Genomic DNA, 18,348 nt, shown 5'->3' on the forward strand with positions numbered 1-18,348 from the left:
GCAAGCTTTGCAAGCAAGGGGAAGTGTGCTAAAATATCTTGCGATAAATGGAGGCACAGAGGAAGGCGATGAGAGAAAGAATCAACCGACTTGCGCGGGGCGTACTGAACTCAGAAGTGCCTGTGCTTTCCGTGCGTCCGGAGAACTTACGTCTCTCTGTGCGGCGCGGGGAGATGCTCAGCGCAGAGTTTCATGCGGACAGCGACAATGGGATACAGCTGAAGGGACTTGCGTACTCGGATGATATTCGCGTTCGGGTGCTGACAGACAGTTTCGGCGGCGTCAGAAACCGGATACGACTCACGGTGGACGCGCGTTACTTGGAAGTGGGAGATGAACTCACCGGTCAGTTGCTTCTGGTGACAGACGGCGGTGAGAAGACGATACCGTATTGTTTCACTGTGACGGATCAGCAGGGCTCGGAGCTTTTGGAGCGCCTGAGAACAACAGAGGATTTTGCAAAAGTTGCGAAGACAGACCGGGAGGCGGCGCTTCGCATTTTTGCGTACCGGGAATTTTGGCGCGCACCCTTCTTGCGAGATCCGGAGCGGAGCGCACTTTACCGCGCCTTTGCAAAGAGCCGCGATGCGGCGTGCGGCATGGATGCTTTTCTGGAGGCGCTCGGCGCGAGACAGGGCGACAGTTTCCGTGCGACCGCGGAGGTCACGACGCTGCCGAGAGCGGCGCGGAGCGGACATGTCTTTTTGGAGAGTCGGGACACCTTGCTCCTGCCGGTTACGGTCGAAGCGCAGGCGGCCTTTCTCTTGACGCCGCAGCGCCGGATTGCGCCGGAGAAGCTGAGCGGTGCGCCGTACAGCTATCGCTTTGACATAGACCGGTCAGCGCTGCACGAGGGCAAGAATCTCGGTGCGCTCCTGTTCCGGAGCGGGGAGACCGAGCAACTGGTGCCGATTTCTCTGAAAGCGGGCGCCGCGGAACGCCGCGGGTTTGCACCGCAGAACCGGGCGGCGGAATTTCGTGAGGGGCGTCACATGCTGCGTTACCGCCATGCCCACGCGCTGTTTTTGCTGACCGGAAGAAGAGAGCAGCTCGGCGAGGCGGAGGCCGCGCTCCGGGAGGCGGAACACGAGAAGGAAATCGATGCACAGCGAGCAGCGCTCTATACGGCGGAGCTGCTCGCCGCGCGCGGCAATACGGCGCGCGCGCAGCAGTATCTCGACGCACTCGACGGAACGTTCTCCGGCATCCGTGTTGCGGGAACGGAGCGCCTGAAAATGTACCTTGCGGACAGCTTAAAGAGCCTCCTCTCCGGCGATGAGCACCGGAAGAACCGGACAGCCGAGCGCGTCGAGCGCGAGATTGTGCGGGAAGGCAAGGCGGAATTGCTGCCGACGCTTCTGCTCCTCGTGCCCGAATACCCGACGGCGCGCGCCGCGAAGTGGGAAAAACTCTTAAGGCATTGCTACCGGCAGGGCAGCCGGAGCGTGTATCTCTATGCACTCCTCGCGCGCGCTTTCCGGGAGCGGCGGGAAGCGCTCACGGATTTAACACCGGTTTCGCTCGCAGCTCTTCGCTTCCTCCTCCGGGAACAGGCGATGACCAAGGCCGTTGCGCGGCGAGTCGCAGTCCTTGCGACCGAGACGGCGCAGCAGCCCGGCGAGACGCTCCGTGTATTGCGCGCGGTCTATGAAAAACTGCCGCAGCGGGAGTTACTCGAAGTCTTTGTGCGCAGTGCGCTGCGGCGCAGGGCAACGGACCGCGAGGCCTATGTCTGGTACTGCGAGGCGGTGCGCCAGGATCTCCGGATTCCGGGACTCTATGAGGCGTTGCTTGCGAGTATGCCCGAGGATGCGGCGGAACCGCTGCCGCACGAGCTGCTCCTATACTTTTTATTTGACAATACGCTCGGCGAGGAGAGCCTGGTAAAGCTCTACCGCAAAGTCTGTGAGCGCCGGAGCGAAGAGCCGGAAATCTGGCGGGAATATCGCCGCGAGATTGAGGATTTCGGGCTTCGGAAGCTGCTCGCCGGTGAGGTGAGCCGGAGCCTCGCGCCGATTTATGAGGCGCTGCTCTGGGACGGCATGATAGACGAAAAGCTCGCCGCCGTGCTGCCCCGCATTCTGCAGACACAGTATGTCGCAGCGCCGCGGGCGGAAGATCGCCGTCTCGTCGCGGTCTATCCGGAACTCGAAGAAGAGGAAAAGGCGGACTTCCGGGCGGGTGAAGCCTATTTGCCGATTTATTCGCCGCAGGCGCTGCTCCTCACCGAGGACAGCGCGGGCAATCGCCGCGCGCCGAAAGGGTTGGAGCGGAAAGCGCTCTTTGATTTGCCGCAGTATCTCGCGCAGTGCGAGGCGCTTCAGCCGGAACAGCCCGCTGTGTTGCTGCGGAAGCTCGACGAACTCCTGCAGCGCGCAAGCGAAGCAAACGAAAACCTGGACGATGAGGGGGTGCGCACGCTGCGCTTCGGTCTCGAACATATGCCGCTCGCCGAGAGCTGCAAGTGCCGGATACGCGCGGCGCTGCTCGCGAATAAGTCGCGCTGCGAGGGCTATCTGCAGCGCAGCGACAAGGCGGATTTTACCGAGAAAGAGCGGGCCGAGATTTTTTCGTTGCTGGTGCAGCGGGAAAAATGGCAGGAGGCCTATGAACTTCTGCAGGAATATCTGCCGCGGGATGTGGAGCCGGATGCCCTGGCAAGACTGGTCTCTTACCTCGTGCAGGCGGACAAGGCGCCGTCGGACGAGTTGTTTTGCAAACTGGCGCTCGCGGTATTCCGCGCCGGAAAAGCCGACCGGGCGATACTCGGGTATCTCGCGGCGCACTATAACGGCGGCATCGGCGAGATGCGCGCTCTCCTGCACGCCGTGACAGAGCAGGGCGCAGAGCTCGCGGATTTGCCGACGCGAGTGCTCGCGGGTCAGCTTTTCCTCGGCGACCGCAGCGAGATCCGTTGGGTCTTTGCCTGCTGCGAACAGCAGGGCGCCGTGGAGCGGGAACTCGCGGAGGCGTATTTCACGGTTTGTGCGGGCGAATACTTGCTCTCGGACATCCCGCTCACGGCCGATCAGGCGCGGGCCATGGAGGATTACGCGGAACAGATGACCAAGGTGCCGCGTCTTTATGCCTGTGCGCTGTTGCACTACTATGTATCGCTTGATGCGCTCGGTGCGCGGGAAAAAACGCTGGCCGAACGCTTTTTACAGATGCTCGCCGAGCAGGATATTTTCCTGCCGGAGAGCAAACAGCTTGCCGGAAAAGTACGGTTGCCCGATGCACTGCTCGAGAGATCCCTTTTCTCGTTCCGGGGTGAAGAAGGCAAGCGCTACATTGTGGAGAGTCGCGTGCTTCCCGGTGAGACAGCCTTTCGCCGCGCGGACTGCACGGAGCTCTTCGGCAGAATTTATCTCAGGAGCAGTGTGCTCTTTTCGGGCGAGACCGAGGAGTACCGCGTTCTCGAAGCCGAGAGCGGAGCGGTCGTGCGGCGCACGGTGCTTCGCGAGAGCACGGAGCGCATTTCGCGCGGCAGCGCCTATGCCCGGCTGAACCGCTTCGGCGAGTTGCTCGGCGGCGCGGAAGAGGAGCTTAAGGCAGAGCTCTCTGCCTATGCCGCTGCGCGCGAGGCGAGAAGCGAGCTCTTCTCCTTCGGCGCGGACAGTATGGCGTCTCTGATGACGCAGAGAGGAGCCGAGGTCGATGCAGTATCTGGGGATTGATCTCTCGAATACGGATGCGAATCTCCTGTTTGTTTCCGACGGGCGGGAGCGAAAGCTCTCGCTCCGCACGGAACTCTGCCGCGACAAGCGGGAAGACCGCTGGTACATCGATGCGGAGGCCTATGAAAAGGCGCTCGCGGGACGGGGCAGCATGGTACAGGGGCTGCTCGCCGAGAGCGAGCGGGACGGGCTTCTGGTTGCGGAGGAAACCGAATACCGTGCGGTGGAACTGCTGGCGCGATTTTTAAAACTCGCGCGGAAGCAGGTGCTCGGAGACGAAAAAGCGGAAGAACTCCGCACGGTCATTGTGTTGCCGGATTACCGGCTCGCGTTTGTGCGGGAGCTCGCGGCGCTGTTGCCGCAGTTCGACTTTCCGGCAGAGAGAACGCGCCTCGTAAGCCGCGAGGAGAGCTTTCTCGCCTTTATCTCGGCGGAACCGGACCTGCGCGCCGCGGGCGAGGTGGGACTCTTTGACCTCGCGGAGAAGTCGCTCTGTTTTTATATGGCGCGTGAAAAGAAAGAAAAGGGAAGAAGCTGCCTCTATGCGGAACAGCGAAAGCTTCGCGATGCCTTTACGCTTCGCATGCTCTCGACGCCGCAGGGAGAGCGCATGGCCGATCAGGTGCTGTCGGTCAGTGCCGAGCGGCTTCTCCGGAATCGCCATTTTGCAAGTGTGATTCTGACCGGCGAGGGCTTTAACCGCATGAGCTGGTCGGAGGGCTTTCAGCGCACAATCTGCAAGGGACAGCGTAAGCTGTACCAAGAGAAGGAACTGTTTGCGCGCGGCGGGGTTGAGGCCTGCCGTCTCGCGGAGAACAGCGGCACGGCGCCGCGCCTGATCTGTGCGGGCCGGGCGGCTGCGCAGATTTCGCTCCCGGTGAAACAATACGGCGAAGAGCGGGAGCTGGTGCTCGTCGAGGCGGGCGAATCGCTGCTCACAGCGGGCGGTCGCTTTCGTCTGCTGCCCGAAGACAGAAAAGAGCTGCTGCTCACAGTCGGCGCCGGCCCGCGCGGCGCGGCGCAGACCCTCGGCGTGCCGCTTGGCTTTTTGCCGGAGCGGGAGGAGAAGAGCTGTTATGTCGATTGCGCATTCCGCTTTGGGGATGAGCGCACCGTTTCGCTGAAGCTTCGCGACGCCGGGTTCGGAGAGATTTATCCGCCGGGCGGCGAGGTACTCACGCAGGAGGTGGAACTGTGGGAGTAATACTGGTTGGCAAGAATAATCCGAGAGAGCGGCTCTATCTCGAGAATCTGGGCATTCACGCGGAGACCGCGGAAGAGCTCTCTTATCTGATTCTCAAGTATCCGCCGCTGTTTCTCGAGGGCTTTGTCGGTGAGGCGTTTTTTACCTTTGTGGAGCGGGGAGCGCTGCAACCGGCGCTCGCGCAGGAGCTCCGGAGTTACCGGGGCGAGAATGCGCGAAACGAAGAGGTACTCGCGCGCTTTCTCGCGCGGAGCGGCTACGCGAGCCCGAGACAGCAGAGCATGTTTTTGCAGGACGCGAAGGAATATCTCGCGCTTCCCCGGGAGAGAGCCGAGTTAAAGCGGGGCGACCTCTTTTTCTCGCTCCGGAAATACGGGAAAGCGGTCGGCGCCTACGAGAGAGCGCTTGCGGACGACAAGCTGGACCGCGCCTCGAAGAGTCGCCTTCTGGACCGCGAGGGCGCGGCGCTCGCGAATCTCTTTCTCTCGGACCGCGCGTTCGACTGTTTTCAGGAGGCCTATGCGCTCGGGCGGGACAGAAATACCATCAAGCGCATGTATTTCCTCGCGGAGACCGAGACGGACGAGACACTGAAGGCGCGTTTCCGGCGGGAACTGCCGGAGATGCGGGACAGCGAGAAAGCGCGTTGGGAAGAACAGTTGCGCGAAGTGACGTCGCGCGGCGCAACGGGCAGAGAAGCAAAAGAGGTCGCAGCCGTTTTTGCCGAACAGGATGAGACAAAGCGCCGTGCGCTCGAAGAAAAAATCATTGCGCAGTGGCGGGAAGAATACCGGAGCATGGTCTAAAGACCGGCCCGGATGAGACAAACGCAGAGAGGACTGAATATGAAAATACTGCCGAAGACTTATACGCCCTCGGAGATTGAGGATAAGCTGTATCAGAGATGGATGGACCGCGGCTATTTCCATGCCGAGGTGGATGAAAAGAAGAAGGCGTTCTGCATTGTCATGCCGCCGCCGAATATCACGGGACAGCTGCACATGGGCCATGCGCTCGACAATACGATGCAGGACATCCTGATTCGTTTCCGGAGAATGCAGGGCTACTCCGCTCTCTGGCAGCCGGGCACGGATCACGCGGCGATCGCGACCGAGGTCAAGGTCATCGAGAAGCTCAAAAAAGAGGGCAGAGACAAGGAGGAGCTCGGCAGAGAGAAGTTCCTCGAAGAGTGCTGGGCGTGGAAGGATGAATACGGCAGCCGCATCATCAACCAGTTAAAGAAACTCGGCTCCTCCGCGGACTGGGACAGAGAGCGCTTCACGATGGACGAGGGCTGCTCGGAGGCTGTGAAAGAGGTCTTCCTGCGCCTCTATGAGAAGGGCTACATCTACCGCGGCAGCCGCATCATCAACTGGTGCCCGGTCTGTCAGACCACGATTTCCGATGCGGAAGTCGAGCACGTCGACAAGGACGGCTTCTTCTGGCACATCAAGTACCCGATTGTCGGCGAAGACGGCGCCTTTGTCGAGATTGCGACCACGAGACCGGAGACCTTGCTCGGCGATACCGCCGTTGCGGTGAACCCGGACGATGCGCGCTACACGGCGCTGGTCGGTAAGATGTTAAAGCTTCCGCTCACGGACCGCGAGATTCCGGTCATCGCGGACAGCTATGTGGATCCCGAATTCGGAACCGGCTGCGTGAAGATCACACCGGCGCACGACCCGAACGACTTTGAGGTCGGCAAGCGCCACAACCTGCCGGAAATCACGATTTTAAACGACGACGCGACGATTCGCTGCCCGGGTTCGCCCTATGACGGCATGGACCGCTACGAGGCGCGAAAGGCCATTGTCAGGGACCTCGAGGCAGCGGGGCTCCTCGTGAAGGTCGTGCCGCACAGCCATGCGGTCGGCGTACACGACCGTTGCAAGACCGTCATTGAGCCGATGATCAAGCCCCAGTGGTTTGTGAAGATGGAGGAGATGGCAAAGCCGGCGATTGCGGCGCTGAAGAGCGGCGAGCTCAAGTTTGTGCCGGAGAGCTACGGCAAGACTTACTTAAACTGGCTCGAGGGTATTCACGACTGGTGCATCTCCCGCCAGCTCTGGTGGGGTCACCGGATTCCGGCTTATTACTGCGACAAATGCGGCGAAGTGGTCGTGGCGCGCGAGATGCCGCATACCTGCCCGCACTGCGGCGGCCACAGCTTCCGTCAGGAAGAAGACACGCTCGACACCTGGTTCAGTTCGGCGCTCTGGCCGTTCTCGACCCTCGGCTGGCCGAAGGATACGCCCGAGTACCGCTATTTCTACCCGACCGATGTGCTCGTGACCGGCTATGACATCATTTTCTTCTGGGTCATCCGCATGGTCTTCTCCGGCATTGAGCAGACCGGGAAGCTTCCCTTCCACACGGTGCTGATTCACGGTCTGGTGCGCGACTCCGAGGGCAGAAAGATGTCCAAGTCGCTCGGCAACGGCATCGATCCGCTTGAGGTCATTGAGCGCTACGGCGCGGACGCACTGCGCCTCACGCTGATGACAGGCAATGCGCCGGGCAACGACATGCGCTTCTACTGGGAGAGAGTGGAATCCGCGCGCAACTTTGCGAATAAGATCTGGAACGCGGCGCGCTTTATCGAGATGAATCTCGGCGAGACCATGCCGGCGGAGCCCGCAGCTTCGGCGCTCCTCGCGCAGGACCGCTGGGTGTTGCATCAGCTGAACCGGCTCACCGGAGAAGTCACCGAGAACCTCGAGAAGTTCGAACTCGGCATTGCCCTTCAGAAGGTCTATGACTTTATCTGGGAGGAGTTCTGCGACTGGTACATCGAGATGGTGAAGCCGCGCCTCTGGAACAAAGAGGACCCGACCCGCGAGGCCGCGCTCTGGACGCTCCGCGAGGTCTTAAGCCGCGCGCTGAAGCTTCTCCACCCCTTCATGCCCTTCATCACCGAGGAAGTGTTCCTGAGCTTAAACGAAGAGGACAGCATCATGGTCTCGCCCTGGCCGGTCGAAGAAGCGCGTTTCGTGTTCCCGGAGGATGCGGCCGAAGTGGAGCGCGTCAAAGATGCGGTCCGTGAAATCCGCCGCATCCGCACTTCGATGAATGTCGCGCCGGGACAGCAGGCAGAGGTCTTTGTGGTATCCGAGGACGAGGCTGTGCTCGACAGCTTCCGCCGCGCGGAGGATTTCTTCCGCGTGCTCGGCCGCGCTTCGGAGGTAAAGCTTCAGAAGGACAAGACCGGCATTCGGGAGGATGCGGTCTCGGCCGTCATCCCGGGCGCCATGATTTACATTCCGTTTGCGGACCTCGTCGATGTCGAGAAGGAGAAGGAGCGCCTCGCCAAAGAAGAGGCGCGGCTCGAAAATGAGATTGCGCGCGCGGACGGCATGCTCCGGAATGAGAAGTTCCTCGCAAAGGCACCGGCCGATAAGGTCGCTGCCGAGCAGGAGAAGCGGAAAAAGTACGAGGAAATGCTGGAAAAAGTGCGCGAGCAGAGAAAGATGCTCGGCGCATAACGAGGGAAAACGATGGCGGAAGAGAGGCGTTGCCCCGATGATTTGCCTATGTGGGGCGAGAAGAAGACTTCCGTACCGGAAGTCAGGGCATTTTTAGATGCGCTCGGCGCGCCGGATCGCGCGTTCCGGGTCATTCATGTCGCGGGAACCAACGGCAAGGGCTCGGTCTGCGCCTATCTGACGGAGGCACTCTGCCGCGCGGGGTACCGTGTCGGTACCTTCGTCTCGCCGCATCTCGTGGACATACGAGAACGCATTCTGATCGACGGGAAGATGGTCTCTTCGGAAGCCTTCCGGGCAGCCGCGGAGACGGTGAAGTGCCAAGGAGAGGCAGAGGTACAGGCCGACCGGAATTTTCCCGCCTACTTTGAATATCTCTACTACATGGCCATGTTGCTCTTCCGGGAGGCAGGTTGCGAAGTTGTCGTACTTGAGACCGGGCTCGGCGGACGGCTCGACGCGACAAATAGCTGCGCGCCCTGCCTTACCGTGCTGACCAGCATAAGCCTTGACCACATGCAGTATCTCGGCGACACAGTTGAGAAAATTGCGGCGGAAAAGGCAGGTATCATCAAGAAAACGGTCCCGGTGGTCTATTTAGACGCAGTGCCTTCGGTCACAGCTGTCATTGCGGCGAAGGCGCGGGAGATGCAGGCACCCGCCTATCCGGTCGCGCCGAACCCGACGGACACGCGTTTCGCCTTTTTGCCGGCTGCGTACCAGCGGGAAAATGCGGCGCTCGCCGCAAAGGCGTTTCAGGTCTTTTCGGAAGGAGAGACCGGGGACGCGCGGCGACGTACGGCGGCAGTCTCCTTTCCGGAGGCCGTCCGCGCGACAGTCTGGACAGGCCGTATGCAGGAAATACATCCCGATGTATTTCTGGACGGCGCACACAATGCCGACGGCGTGCTGCGAATGGCGGAGGCCGGGGCAGCACTTGCGGCGCAGCGCGGTAAGAAGCCGCTCCTGCTGACTTCGTCTGTGCAGGATAAGGAACTCTCTGCGATTGCGGAGACCTTTGTGAAAGTCCTGCGACCGGCTTGCGTTTACATCGCGCCGCTTCACACTTCGCGCGGAACGGAAGTACACGCGCTCGCGGACATCTACCGCAAGGCAGGGGCGACCGCGGTGAAGACATACGGGAGTGTCGGGGAAGCCCTCCGGCAGGCGAGAGGGGAGCAGGCGGAGGACGCGATTTTATTCATCGCGGGCTCGCTCTATCTGGCAGGTGAAATTTTGGCGGAGGAAAGCAAATGATTAATTTTGACGAGGAGATCCGGAACTACCGCTCGAGCCTTGAAATTTCAGCGGTGGAAGATGCGATTGTGCGGAGCGATCTCACGGACATGAAGGATATTTTGATGGAGCTCTTAAAGCGGAGCGGAGAGACAGAAGCATGAATGTACTGGAGCGCAGCGTTCGAGCGGCCAACAGCTGCTACAATCGCGGCCTGCAGCTCGCGAGACAGAGGGATTTATCCGGAGCGGTGCCGTACTTAAAGCGCGCCCTGGAGCTCAACAAAGACCTGACGGATGCCAGAAATCTTCTGGGACTCATCTTTTATGAGATGGGAGAGGTCGGCGATGCGCTCGTGCAGTGGGTCATCAGCATTGACCTCCGGACCGAAAACAACCGCGCGGTCTTTTATCTCGACGATGTCAGACGGCGCGGCGGGCAGCTCGCTTCGTTCTCGAAGATGATCGAGCGCTACAATGTGGCGCTTGAGGCAACGAAAAACGGTAATTACGACACGGCGATTCATCAGCTCGCCGGTATTGTCGCCCAGCATCCGAACTATGTGCGGGCAGGGCTTCTGCTCTCGCTCCTCTATATCGAGGCGGGCGATTATAAGCGGGCGGATCACTATCTCAAACTGGTGCGGAAAACCGACCGCATGAACCAGACGGCGGTGCGCTATGCGGATGCCGCCGAGCGGGAGAAGCGGCGCATCCAGAAAAAGCAGGACAAACCGCGCGAGGAAATCGACAACGGCTCAAGAACCTATTCGCACCGGGAGATGTCGGACGACGAGGTTCTGATTCCCTCGACTTACCGCGAGAGCACAGGCTGGCAGACCGGCCTGAACATTGCCATCGGCCTTTTGATCGGCGCGGCGGCGGTGATTTTTCTCTATATGCCGACCAAGCGGGCCGAGCTGAATTCGAGTCATAACGCCGAACTCCGGGAGATGGACCGGAAGCTCGCCTCCGCAAACAGCGCGCTCCGCGATATTGAGGTGAATCACAGCAGTGCGGAGGAAGAGAAGAGCGCGCTGCAGAGTCAGGTCGATATGCTGACCGAGGGCGAAAACAGCAAGCTTTCGCAGTACCAGAAGCTCGCGGGCATTCTGAACGACTTCCGGAACAATGACTATGCACACGCGGCCGAACTCTATGCGACCCTCGATGTCTCTCAGCTCACAGATATCGACGACGGCAGCGGCGTCTCGGTGCAGCAGATTTATCAGTCGGTTGCCGGAAAAATGAACAGCGAGGGGTATTTGAGCCTCTACAGTCGCGCCGAAGTGCAGTTCCAGGCGGGAAATTACCGGGCGGCGATCGATCTCTACGACAAGTCCCTCGCCATCAATCAGAATTACGAGCCGGCACTCTTCCGGAAGGCGATGGCCTATAAGGCTCTCGGAGACACGGAAAACGCGAATACCTTTTTTGCGGAAGTCATATCGCGCTTCCCGGGCACAGAACTCGCGAGACAGGCGGAGAGCGAGAAAACACAGTAAAGCGGTGTGACAGGACAGACAAAGCAAAAGACCCGAACTCTCTGGAGAGTTCGGGTCTTTGATTGCGGGCGCGAGTTTTCAGTAGGCTTATAGCTGTATGGGCGTGAGCTTTCCGTCTTGCTCGACACAGGTCAGCGTTTTGGTGCTCTCGGGTGTCAGGTTGCCGCCCGAGAGCTCGGTCAGCGCGGCGAGAAAGCGCGCGCTGTCCTCGGCCCGAAAGAGGAGGCAGAGAGACACTTCCGCGAGAAAGTCGAGGGAGAGCACGGTGCCCGCACAGTCCTCGGCGAGGCGGGACACTTTTCCGTAGAGACCGTAGTCGACGGTCAGGGAGAGCTGCACGGCAGGCAGCAATTCCGCGATGACAGCTTGCTCGAGCGCGCCCTTGGCCGCCGCCGTATAGGCGCGGACCAGACCGCCGGTGCCGAGCTTGATGCCGCCGAAGTAGCGGGTCACCGTGACAAGCGTATTGCAAAGCGAAGCCGCGCGGAGCAGGTCTAACATCGGGAGTCCCGCGGTCTTCGCGGGTTCGCCGTCGTCGGAGGATTTTTCAAGCGGCGGATTGCCAAAGAGCACATAGGCCGAGCAGACATGCCGGGCGTCGTAGTGTTCTTTCCGGACGGCCGCCAGGATTTCCGCGACCTCTGCCTCACTCCGCACAAAGAAACTCTGCGCCAGGAAGCGGGACTTCTTTTCTTCCAGTTCGGCTCTGCCGCTCTTCAGTAGGGTATACCGGCATTCGGGCATGAAGGACCTCCTTGTTCTGTCACAGGGTACTGTGACAGGAATATTTCGTTAAAATCTTAGCATAGCATTGCAGACAGCGGAAATGCAAGGAGAGCGGCAAAGGCCCTGCTGGAAGGCGGCGGGGGACTGCTGGAGTTCGGGGGTGACTCATGATATACTAGAGTGAACTCTCAAAATTTTTTCAAAGGAGTGCGCAGTGGATTTTGGAAGAAATTCCGTGGAGCGTGCGCTGCAGGACAAGGACGCGCACCGGAGCAAACTGAAAAATCTGATCTCTCTCACGGCAGTCCGCGTGGTGCTCATGCTGCTGCTCTTGATTGCGGCAATCGCGGTGTCCTTTGTGCTCGGCGCGATCCGCGGCATTGTGGACTCGGCACCGGAGCTCAAGCCGGACAGCATTGCCCCGATGGGCTTTGCGACTTCGGTCTACGATGCGACCGGAAATCAGGTGGAAACGCTGGTCATGGCGGGCTCGAATCGCGAAGAGGCGACTTATGAGGAATTGCCGAAGAACCTGATCAATGCGTTTGTCGCGATTGAGGACGAGAGGTTCTGGCAGCACAACGGCGTCGACACGCGCTCCATTATGCGTGCGGTTGTCGGTGTGATTCGCGGGACTTCGAGTTCGGGCGGCGGCTCGACCATTACCCAGCAGCTCATCAAAAACAATCTCTTCAACGGCGGCCGGGAAAAGAGCTTCGGCGAGAAGCTGACCCGAAAAATTCAGGAGCAGTACCTTGCGATGAAGCTCGAGCGCATCATGAGCAAGGAGGTTATTCTGACGAACTACCTGAATACCATCAATCTCGGCAGCAATGCGCTCGGCGTAAAGGTGGCTTCGCGCCGCTACTTCAACAAAGAGGTCAAGGATTTGACGCTCTCGGAGTGCACCGTGCTCGCCGGTATCACCCAGAACCCCTCGCGCCTCAACCCGATTACGGGGCGGCAGGCAAACGAGGAGAAGCGGAAGGTGATACTCCGCTATATGCTGCGGCAGGGTTACATCACCAAGGAAGAGCAGGAGGAGGCGCTCGCGGACAATGTCTACGACCGCATTGAGAACGCCGACCTGGTTTCCAAGGAGAAGGCGACTCACACCTACAGCTACTTTACCGACGAACTTGTGAGTCAGGTGCAGCAGGATCTGAAGGACAAGTTCGGCTATACCGACACGCAGGCGCATAACCTCCTCTACAGCGGCGGCCTCTCGATTTACACGACCCAGGATCCTGCGCTGCAGGCGATTGTGGACGGTGAGATCAACAATCCCGCGAACTATGCGGTCACCAAGTACGCGCTCGAATACCGCCTCTCGGTGAAGCGCGCAAACGGCGAGGTACAGAATTACAGCGAGCGCAATGTGCTCGCAAACAAGGGGAAAAATTTTGACGGTCTGTACCGGACGGATGCCGAGGCGAAGGCAGACGCCGAGGCCTTCCGGGCGAGCGTCGTGAATCCGGCCGAGGATCAGATTGTCGGTGAGAGCCTTCACATCATCCTCGAGCCGCAGGACTCGTTTGTGTTGATGGAGCAGAGCACGGGACAGGTAAAGGCGCTCTCGGGCGGCCGCGGCGAGAAGACCGTTTCGCTCTCCTTAAACCGCGCGACGGATTCCTACCGTCAGCCGGGTTCAACCTTCAAGGTTTTGTCCGCGTTTGCGCCGGCAATCGATGCCTGCGGGCAGACACTTGGCTCGGTCTACTACGACGGCCCCTATGAGGCGAACGGCAAGCAGTTCCGGAACTGGTACGGCGACGACAACTATCTCGGCTGGTCCAGCATCCGCGACGGCATCATGTACTCGATGAACATTGTCGCAGTGCGCTGCCTCATGGAAACCGTGAGCCCGCAGCTCGGCGCGGAGTACAGCAAGAAGTTCGGCATCACGAGCCTCACGGACTCGGATTACAACCCGGCCATGGCGCTCGGCGGTCTCACCAAGGGCGTCAACAACCTGGAGCTCACGGCGGCCTTTGCGGCGATTGCGAACCAGGGTGTCTACACGAAGCCGGTGTTCTACACCAAAATTCTGGATCACAACGGAAAAGTGCTCCTCGAGAACAATCCGGAGCAGCACCGCGTGATCAAGGACTCGACCGCTTTTCTGCTGACGGATGCGCTGCAGCAGTCCATGCTGCCGAACCGCAAATTTGCGAGCAGCGGCATCAATGTCAATACGACGAGCACGCGCGCCAAGCCCTCGAACATGAGCAGCGCCGGTAAGTCCGGCACCACGAGCAACAATGTGGACGTCTGGTTTGTGGGCTTCACGCCCTATTATACGGCGGGCATCTGGGGTGGTTGCGACGACAACCAGCCGCTCACGGACGGCAACGGCGGCAACTCTTTCCACAAGGACATCTGGCGGAAGATTATGGAGCAGGTGCATCAGGGCAAGCCGGATCCGGGCTTTGTGATGCCTGACAGCATTGTGACCGCCGACATCTGCCGGAAGTCCGGCAAACTCCCGGTCAAGGGTGTCTGCAGCAACGACCCGCGCGGCGATGCGGTCTACACCGAATTCTTTGCGCGCGGCACGATTCCGACCGAGATGTGCGACAAGCACACGACCATGTCGGTCTGCTCTGTCACGGGGCTCTTGCCGACGCCGTATTGCCCGACTACGAGCCGCGTCGTGATGGTGGTGCCGGATTCGGAGGTCGAGACGGATGACTCCCGTCTGACGCCGCAGAGACGCTGTAACATTCACACATCCGCCGTCATCTTCCCACCGTCCCGCACGCTTACGCCGGACGATGAAATCGGCATTCCGGGTCTGAAACCGGGCGACGCGAAGAAGACGGATGAGAGCACTGCAGAGGATAAGAAGGGCAGCGGAAAGGTGCAACCGAAGAAAGCGAAGGAGAGCACCGAAGCGCCGAAAAAGAAAGCACCGAAGGTCACGCCGCGAAAGAAAAAGAAAAGCTGAGACAGGAACCAGGAAATCGGTTTTTTGCGACACGAACGGATGTCACCGCCCTTTTCGCGGGAGGTGACATCTGTTTTGTTTCAAAATAAAAAAATCTGAGAAACTGTGACCTTGGAGAGACGGAAACCGTCTTATAGGGTGAGAACAAGAAAAAGTCCTGCGGGAAAAGCAAGAAAGGATGCGATAGAGATGAAGAAAAAACTGATGACGGCGGCGCTTATGTTGAGTGTGATGCTTGCGGCTTGCGGGCAGGGAAAGGCAGAGACGAGTACGGCCGCAGCGGCAGAGAGCGGTACGGAAACAGAGACCAGAGAAAGTGATGATATCCTGATGGACGGGTGGAGTGCAAACCAGGGGAGCCTCGCACCGGCGGACAATGCCGACGCGATGAAGGCCTTTGATGCGGCTGTGGAGGGGATGACAGGCTACAAGTACGAGGTGCTTGCCGTGCTGGGTTCGCAGCCGGTCGCGGGTACGAATTACGCGTATCTCTGCAAGGGCACTGCGGTGGTGCCGGATGCCGAGCCTTCGTATCTCCTGGTCAATGTCTATGAGGATTTGGACGGTAAGGCAGAACTTCGCGGGACCAGAGAGTTGTTGCCCGTTGCGGCAGCAAAGATGACGGCGGAGTGGAAGTACAACAGCGGCGACAGTGACCTGCAGGCAAATCCCGCGGTACAGAAGGTATTTGAGGCAGCGCTCACCGGCAAGGTGGGCAGCGTCTATGAACCGTTTGTATACATCGGCGGCGCGGGTGAGCCGGAGAACAGCTATACGCTTCTCTGCGGCAACAGAGCTGTCCCGAATGCCGACAGAAATTTTTGCCTGCTGACCGTTCGGAGGAAGGCTGACGGCAGCGCCGAGGTGCTGGATACAGAAAAACTGGAGCTCGGCCTAGAGCCTTCGAGCACAACCGAAGAGCAGAAGAGGTAAAGGCGGCACATGGAAGCGCCGGAGAAAAAGGGGTACCGCGTATGAAACGGCGGAATGCAAAAAAGCTCCTTCGCGCATTGACGGAGATTGACGACAAGTATATTGAGGAGGCAGAGGTCTTCCGAAAAACAAAGGTCCGAAAACTTCCCTCGGCTGCGCAAATGTGAAGAGGGCGGGGAAATCGGCTACGAGCTCCGGAAAGAGAAGGGAGCGTCGACCCGAGCGGAGATTTTAGCGAGTATACGGAAACGACGGAGAAGCACGTTGACGGTATCCGTGTCACGCTCTGTGGTGAAAACGGGCGCTGGTCGCTTGCGAGCTGGACGAGAGACGGCGATTCATATTCCGTCGAAGCAGAGGCACATCCGCTGATAGAAGAACTATCGGAGCTGGTTAAGACCGTGCGCTGAGCGCGGTATAAAGAGAAAAGAGAGAGGCGGGAGCCTCTCTCTTTTATATCCGGGAAAGCGAAGGGAAATGTGGAAAGGCTTCTGTGGAGTGAAGACAGTGACAAGGAAGGAAGGTGTGCGTATAATAAGGATGAGTTGTCAGTAGTTGTTTCATAAGATGAATGTTAAAAAGAGAGAGTCTATGATAAAAAAATTGATAAAACGCAGGCAAATGAGAATCGCACCTGAACGCTTGATTCCCTTGAGTTTTCTGTTAGCCATTATCTTGGGAACGCTTCTGTTGATGCTTCCGTTTGCGACAGCGGAGGGAGAGAGCACAGGGGTTTTGACTGCGCTGTTTACGGCAACGACATCTGTGTGTGTGACGGGGCTTGTGGTTGTGGACACATATGCGCACTGGAGCCTTTTCGGGCAGATGGTCATTCTGTTGCTGATACAAATCGGAGGACTCGGTGTCGTTGCGGTCGGGGCGTTGTTTATGTTGATGGGGAAAAAGAAATTTACGCTCGGAGATCGGAAACTGCTGGGTGGTGCGCTGAATATTGAGCGAAATAGGGGACACTTGGCATTCCTGTTGCGAGTATTTAAAGGGACTTTTTTGCTCGAAGGTATGGGCGCCTTATTCTATGCAAGCAGGTTTATACCGAGGTACGGTATTTTGAAAGGCTTGTGGGCAGCTTGTTTTCAGTCTGTTTCTGCATTTTGTAATGCGGGGATGGATGTCACAGGCCCAAACAGTATGATGGAGTTCAGGGATTCGCCTTTCCTCATGTTTACCACCATGCTACTCATTATTCTGGGTGGAATCGGCTTCGTTGTGTGGTTTGATGTAGTCGACGGCATCAAGCAGGGCTTCCGTCATCGTTTGGGACCGGTCACAACGGTGAGACGGTTTCCGGAGCATACGAAATTGGTACTTCTTGTCACCGCAATACTGATTATTACCGGTGCTGTCGGGATCATGGCGGCAGAATTTAACAATCCGGGAACCATCGGAGATATGAATTTGTGGGACAAATTCTGCAACAGCTTGTTTCAATCTGTAAGTTTCAGAACTGCGGGATTTGCGTCGGTACCGCAGGAAAAGCTGACAGAGATTTCTTGTTTGATAGGATACATTTTAATGTTTATCGGAGGTTCTCCGATAGGAACTGCAGGCGGCGTCAAGACGGTTACTGCTTTTCTGGTTTTCATGAATGCGTACTCCTATATTAACGGAAGAAAAGAGACAGTGATTTTTCATAGAAGCGTATCGGCAGAGATGATGAGAAAAGCCGCGGCCATTGTAGCGGTCAGCGCTTCGGTCTTACTCACGATGACCGTGCTTCTGATGGCAGTTGAGAATATCGAATTGACGGATGCCTGCTACGAGATTACAAGTGCACTTGGTACAGTTGGATTGTCAAGAGCGCTTACACCGAAGCTTGGCGCTTACGGAAGAATTGTGGTCATAGTATCGATGTATCTCGGTAGAATCGGACCGATTTCAATGGCATGTTTCTTTGCAGGCGATGTAACATCTCAGAACAAAATCAGACATTCCAAAGGATCGTTTTACGTGGGATAAGGGGGATTTAGATTATGAAAAAGTCGATTGCAGTACTGGGCTTGGGAAAATATGGCAGAAGTCTTGCCGAGAATCTCTATCTTATGGGGGCGGATGTTCTGGCCGTGGACAGTGATGAAAAGGTAGTGAATGATTTTTCGGGGAAATGCACGTCTGTTGTACAGGCAAACATGGAGAACGAAGAAGAAGTTGTGGCGCTTGGGTTGAAGAATATGGACATTGTCGTTTCATGTACGGGAACAAATATCGCCGCAGCCATTATGTCGGTTGCGGTTGCAAAGGAGCAGGGGGTTCCTCTCATCGTTGCAAAAGCATCGACCGACAGAACGGCTTCGATTCTTCGTAAAATCGGTGTGGATAAGATTCTTGATCCGGAGGGAGAGGGAGGAATGCGATCTGCAAGGATTTTGCTTTCATCCTCATTTAAGGATTTCTGGGAAATTGATGACAACCTGTATGTGGTGGAACTAAAAGTGCGAGAAGAGTGGATTGGCAAAACGTTGATAGAACTTCAACTTCGAAAAAATCACATGATGAACGTGGTTGCCCTAAAAGCAGAGGGGAAAAAGTGGAGGTTCGGGAATCCCGCAGAGCCACTACGACAGGATGAAGTATTGCTGGTTGCAATGGAGAAAAAAGATCTCAGAAAGTGGCAGTAA

13 protein-coding genes are annotated in these 18,348 nt (G+C 58.0%); 12 read left to right on the forward strand and 1 reads right to left on the reverse strand.

Features of this window, described 5'->3' with window-relative positions; genetic code table 11:
* Window positions 1–68 precede the first annotated feature (68 nt).
* From ACO4XG_RS02205 to ACO4XG_RS02235, 7 genes are read left to right on the forward strand one after another with little or no spacing between them, the layout of a single operon-like run.
* Complete coding sequence (locus ACO4XG_RS02205; RefSeq protein ID WP_308508462.1) at window positions 69–3,677, forward strand: DUF5717 family protein; 3,609 nt, start codon at window positions 69–71, stop codon at window positions 3,675–3,677.
* Window positions 3,658–4,881: a DUF5716 family protein gene (locus ACO4XG_RS02210; protein ID WP_308508463.1), complete on the forward strand. Its 1,224-nt coding sequence runs from the start codon at window positions 3,658–3,660 to the stop codon at window positions 4,879–4,881. The genes ACO4XG_RS02205 and ACO4XG_RS02210 overlap by 20 nt, the downstream gene beginning before the upstream one ends.
* Window positions 4,872–5,687 carry a hypothetical protein gene (locus ACO4XG_RS02215; RefSeq protein WP_308508464.1) on the forward strand — a complete coding sequence of 272 codons (816 nt, stop codon included), beginning with the start codon at window positions 4,872–4,874 and terminating at the stop codon, window positions 5,685–5,687. Before ACO4XG_RS02210 ends, ACO4XG_RS02215 begins: the two co-directional genes overlap by 10 nt.
* Before the next feature lie 39 nt (window positions 5,688–5,726).
* A complete protein-coding gene (locus tag ACO4XG_RS02220) occupies window positions 5,727–8,366 on the forward strand; it encodes a valine--tRNA ligase (RefSeq protein WP_308508465.1) in 2,640 nt (879 codons plus the stop codon).
* 12 nt (window positions 8,367–8,378) lie between these two features.
* Window positions 8,379–9,623 (forward strand): bifunctional folylpolyglutamate synthase/dihydrofolate synthase, encoded by a 1,245-nt coding sequence (locus ACO4XG_RS02225; protein ID WP_308508466.1) that lies wholly within the window; start codon window positions 8,379–8,381, stop codon window positions 9,621–9,623.
* Complete coding sequence (locus tag ACO4XG_RS02230) at window positions 9,620–9,766, forward strand: hypothetical protein (RefSeq protein WP_009532438.1); 147 nt, start codon at window positions 9,620–9,622, stop codon at window positions 9,764–9,766. The genes ACO4XG_RS02225 and ACO4XG_RS02230 overlap by 4 nt, the downstream gene beginning before the upstream one ends.
* Window positions 9,763–11,106 carry a tetratricopeptide repeat protein gene (locus ACO4XG_RS02235; RefSeq protein WP_308508467.1) on the forward strand — a complete coding sequence of 448 codons (1,344 nt, stop codon included), beginning with the start codon at window positions 9,763–9,765 and terminating at the stop codon, window positions 11,104–11,106. Before ACO4XG_RS02230 ends, ACO4XG_RS02235 begins: the two co-directional genes overlap by 4 nt.
* An 87-nt stretch (window positions 11,107–11,193) precedes the next feature.
* On the opposite strand, the gene ACO4XG_RS02240 is transcribed toward ACO4XG_RS02235, so the two are convergent.
* Window positions 11,194–11,850: an IMPACT family protein gene (locus ACO4XG_RS02240; RefSeq protein WP_308508468.1), complete on the reverse strand. Its 657-nt coding sequence runs from the start codon at window positions 11,848–11,850 to the stop codon at window positions 11,194–11,196.
* Between the two features lie 196 nt (window positions 11,851–12,046).
* Here ACO4XG_RS02240 and ACO4XG_RS02245 point away from each other — a divergent pair, with 196 nt between their 5' ends.
* The 5 genes from ACO4XG_RS02245 (at window position 12,047) to ACO4XG_RS02265 (ending at window position 18,348) form a co-directional block, all read left to right on the forward strand.
* The gene (locus ACO4XG_RS02245) at window positions 12,047–14,779 is read left to right on the forward strand and encodes a transglycosylase domain-containing protein (RefSeq protein WP_308508469.1); all 2,733 of its coding nucleotides are present in this window, start codon (window positions 12,047–12,049) and stop codon (window positions 14,777–14,779) included.
* Window positions 14,780–14,968: 189 nt separating this feature from the next.
* On the forward strand, window positions 14,969–15,712 hold the full coding sequence (locus ACO4XG_RS02250; protein WP_308508470.1) for a hypothetical protein: 744 nt from the start codon (window positions 14,969–14,971) through the stop codon (window positions 15,710–15,712).
* A 41-nt stretch (window positions 15,713–15,753) separates the two neighbouring features.
* On the forward strand, window positions 15,754–15,879 hold the full coding sequence (locus ACO4XG_RS02255) for a hypothetical protein (protein WP_308508471.1): 126 nt from the start codon (window positions 15,754–15,756) through the stop codon (window positions 15,877–15,879).
* Between the two features lie 424 nt (window positions 15,880–16,303).
* Window positions 16,304–17,689 (forward strand): TrkH family potassium uptake protein, encoded by a 1,386-nt coding sequence (locus ACO4XG_RS02260; RefSeq protein ID WP_308508472.1) that lies wholly within the window; start codon window positions 16,304–16,306, stop codon window positions 17,687–17,689.
* Between the two features lie 14 nt (window positions 17,690–17,703).
* The gene (locus tag ACO4XG_RS02265; RefSeq protein WP_308508473.1) at window positions 17,704–18,348 is read left to right on the forward strand and encodes a potassium channel family protein; all 645 of its coding nucleotides are present in this window, start codon (window positions 17,704–17,706) and stop codon (window positions 18,346–18,348) included.

The sequence above is a fragment of the Stomatobaculum sp. genome (genome assembly GCF_057248925.1).

What these genes read in the sequence shown, in the direction of transcription:
- ACO4XG_RS02255 (WP_308508471.1), top strand. Translation starts at nt 15,754, where the DNA reads ATGAAACGGCGGAATGCAAAAAAGCTCCTTCGCGCATTGACGGAGATT.
- ACO4XG_RS02230 (WP_009532438.1), top strand. Translation starts at nt 9,620, where the DNA reads ATGATTAATTTTGACGAGGAGATCCGGAACTACCGCTCGAGCCTTGAA.
- ACO4XG_RS02250 (WP_308508470.1), top strand. Translation starts at nt 14,969, where the DNA reads ATGAAGAAAAAACTGATGACGGCGGCGCTTATGTTGAGTGTGATGCTT.
- ACO4XG_RS02205 (WP_308508462.1), top strand. Translation starts at nt 69, where the DNA reads ATGAGAGAAAGAATCAACCGACTTGCGCGGGGCGTACTGAACTCAGAA.
- ACO4XG_RS02225 (WP_308508466.1), top strand. Translation starts at nt 8,379, where the DNA reads ATGGCGGAAGAGAGGCGTTGCCCCGATGATTTGCCTATGTGGGGCGAG.
- ACO4XG_RS02210 (WP_308508463.1), top strand. Translation starts at nt 3,658, where the DNA reads ATGCAGTATCTGGGGATTGATCTCTCGAATACGGATGCGAATCTCCTG.
- ACO4XG_RS02235 (WP_308508467.1), top strand. Translation starts at nt 9,763, where the DNA reads ATGAATGTACTGGAGCGCAGCGTTCGAGCGGCCAACAGCTGCTACAAT.
- ACO4XG_RS02240 (WP_308508468.1), bottom strand. Translation starts at nt 11,850, where the DNA reads ATGCCCGAATGCCGGTATACCCTACTGAAGAGCGGCAGAGCCGAACTG.
- ACO4XG_RS02220 (WP_308508465.1), top strand. Translation starts at nt 5,727, where the DNA reads ATGAAAATACTGCCGAAGACTTATACGCCCTCGGAGATTGAGGATAAG.
- ACO4XG_RS02260 (WP_308508472.1), top strand. Translation starts at nt 16,304, where the DNA reads ATGATAAAAAAATTGATAAAACGCAGGCAAATGAGAATCGCACCTGAA.
- ACO4XG_RS02265 (WP_308508473.1), top strand. Translation starts at nt 17,704, where the DNA reads ATGAAAAAGTCGATTGCAGTACTGGGCTTGGGAAAATATGGCAGAAGT.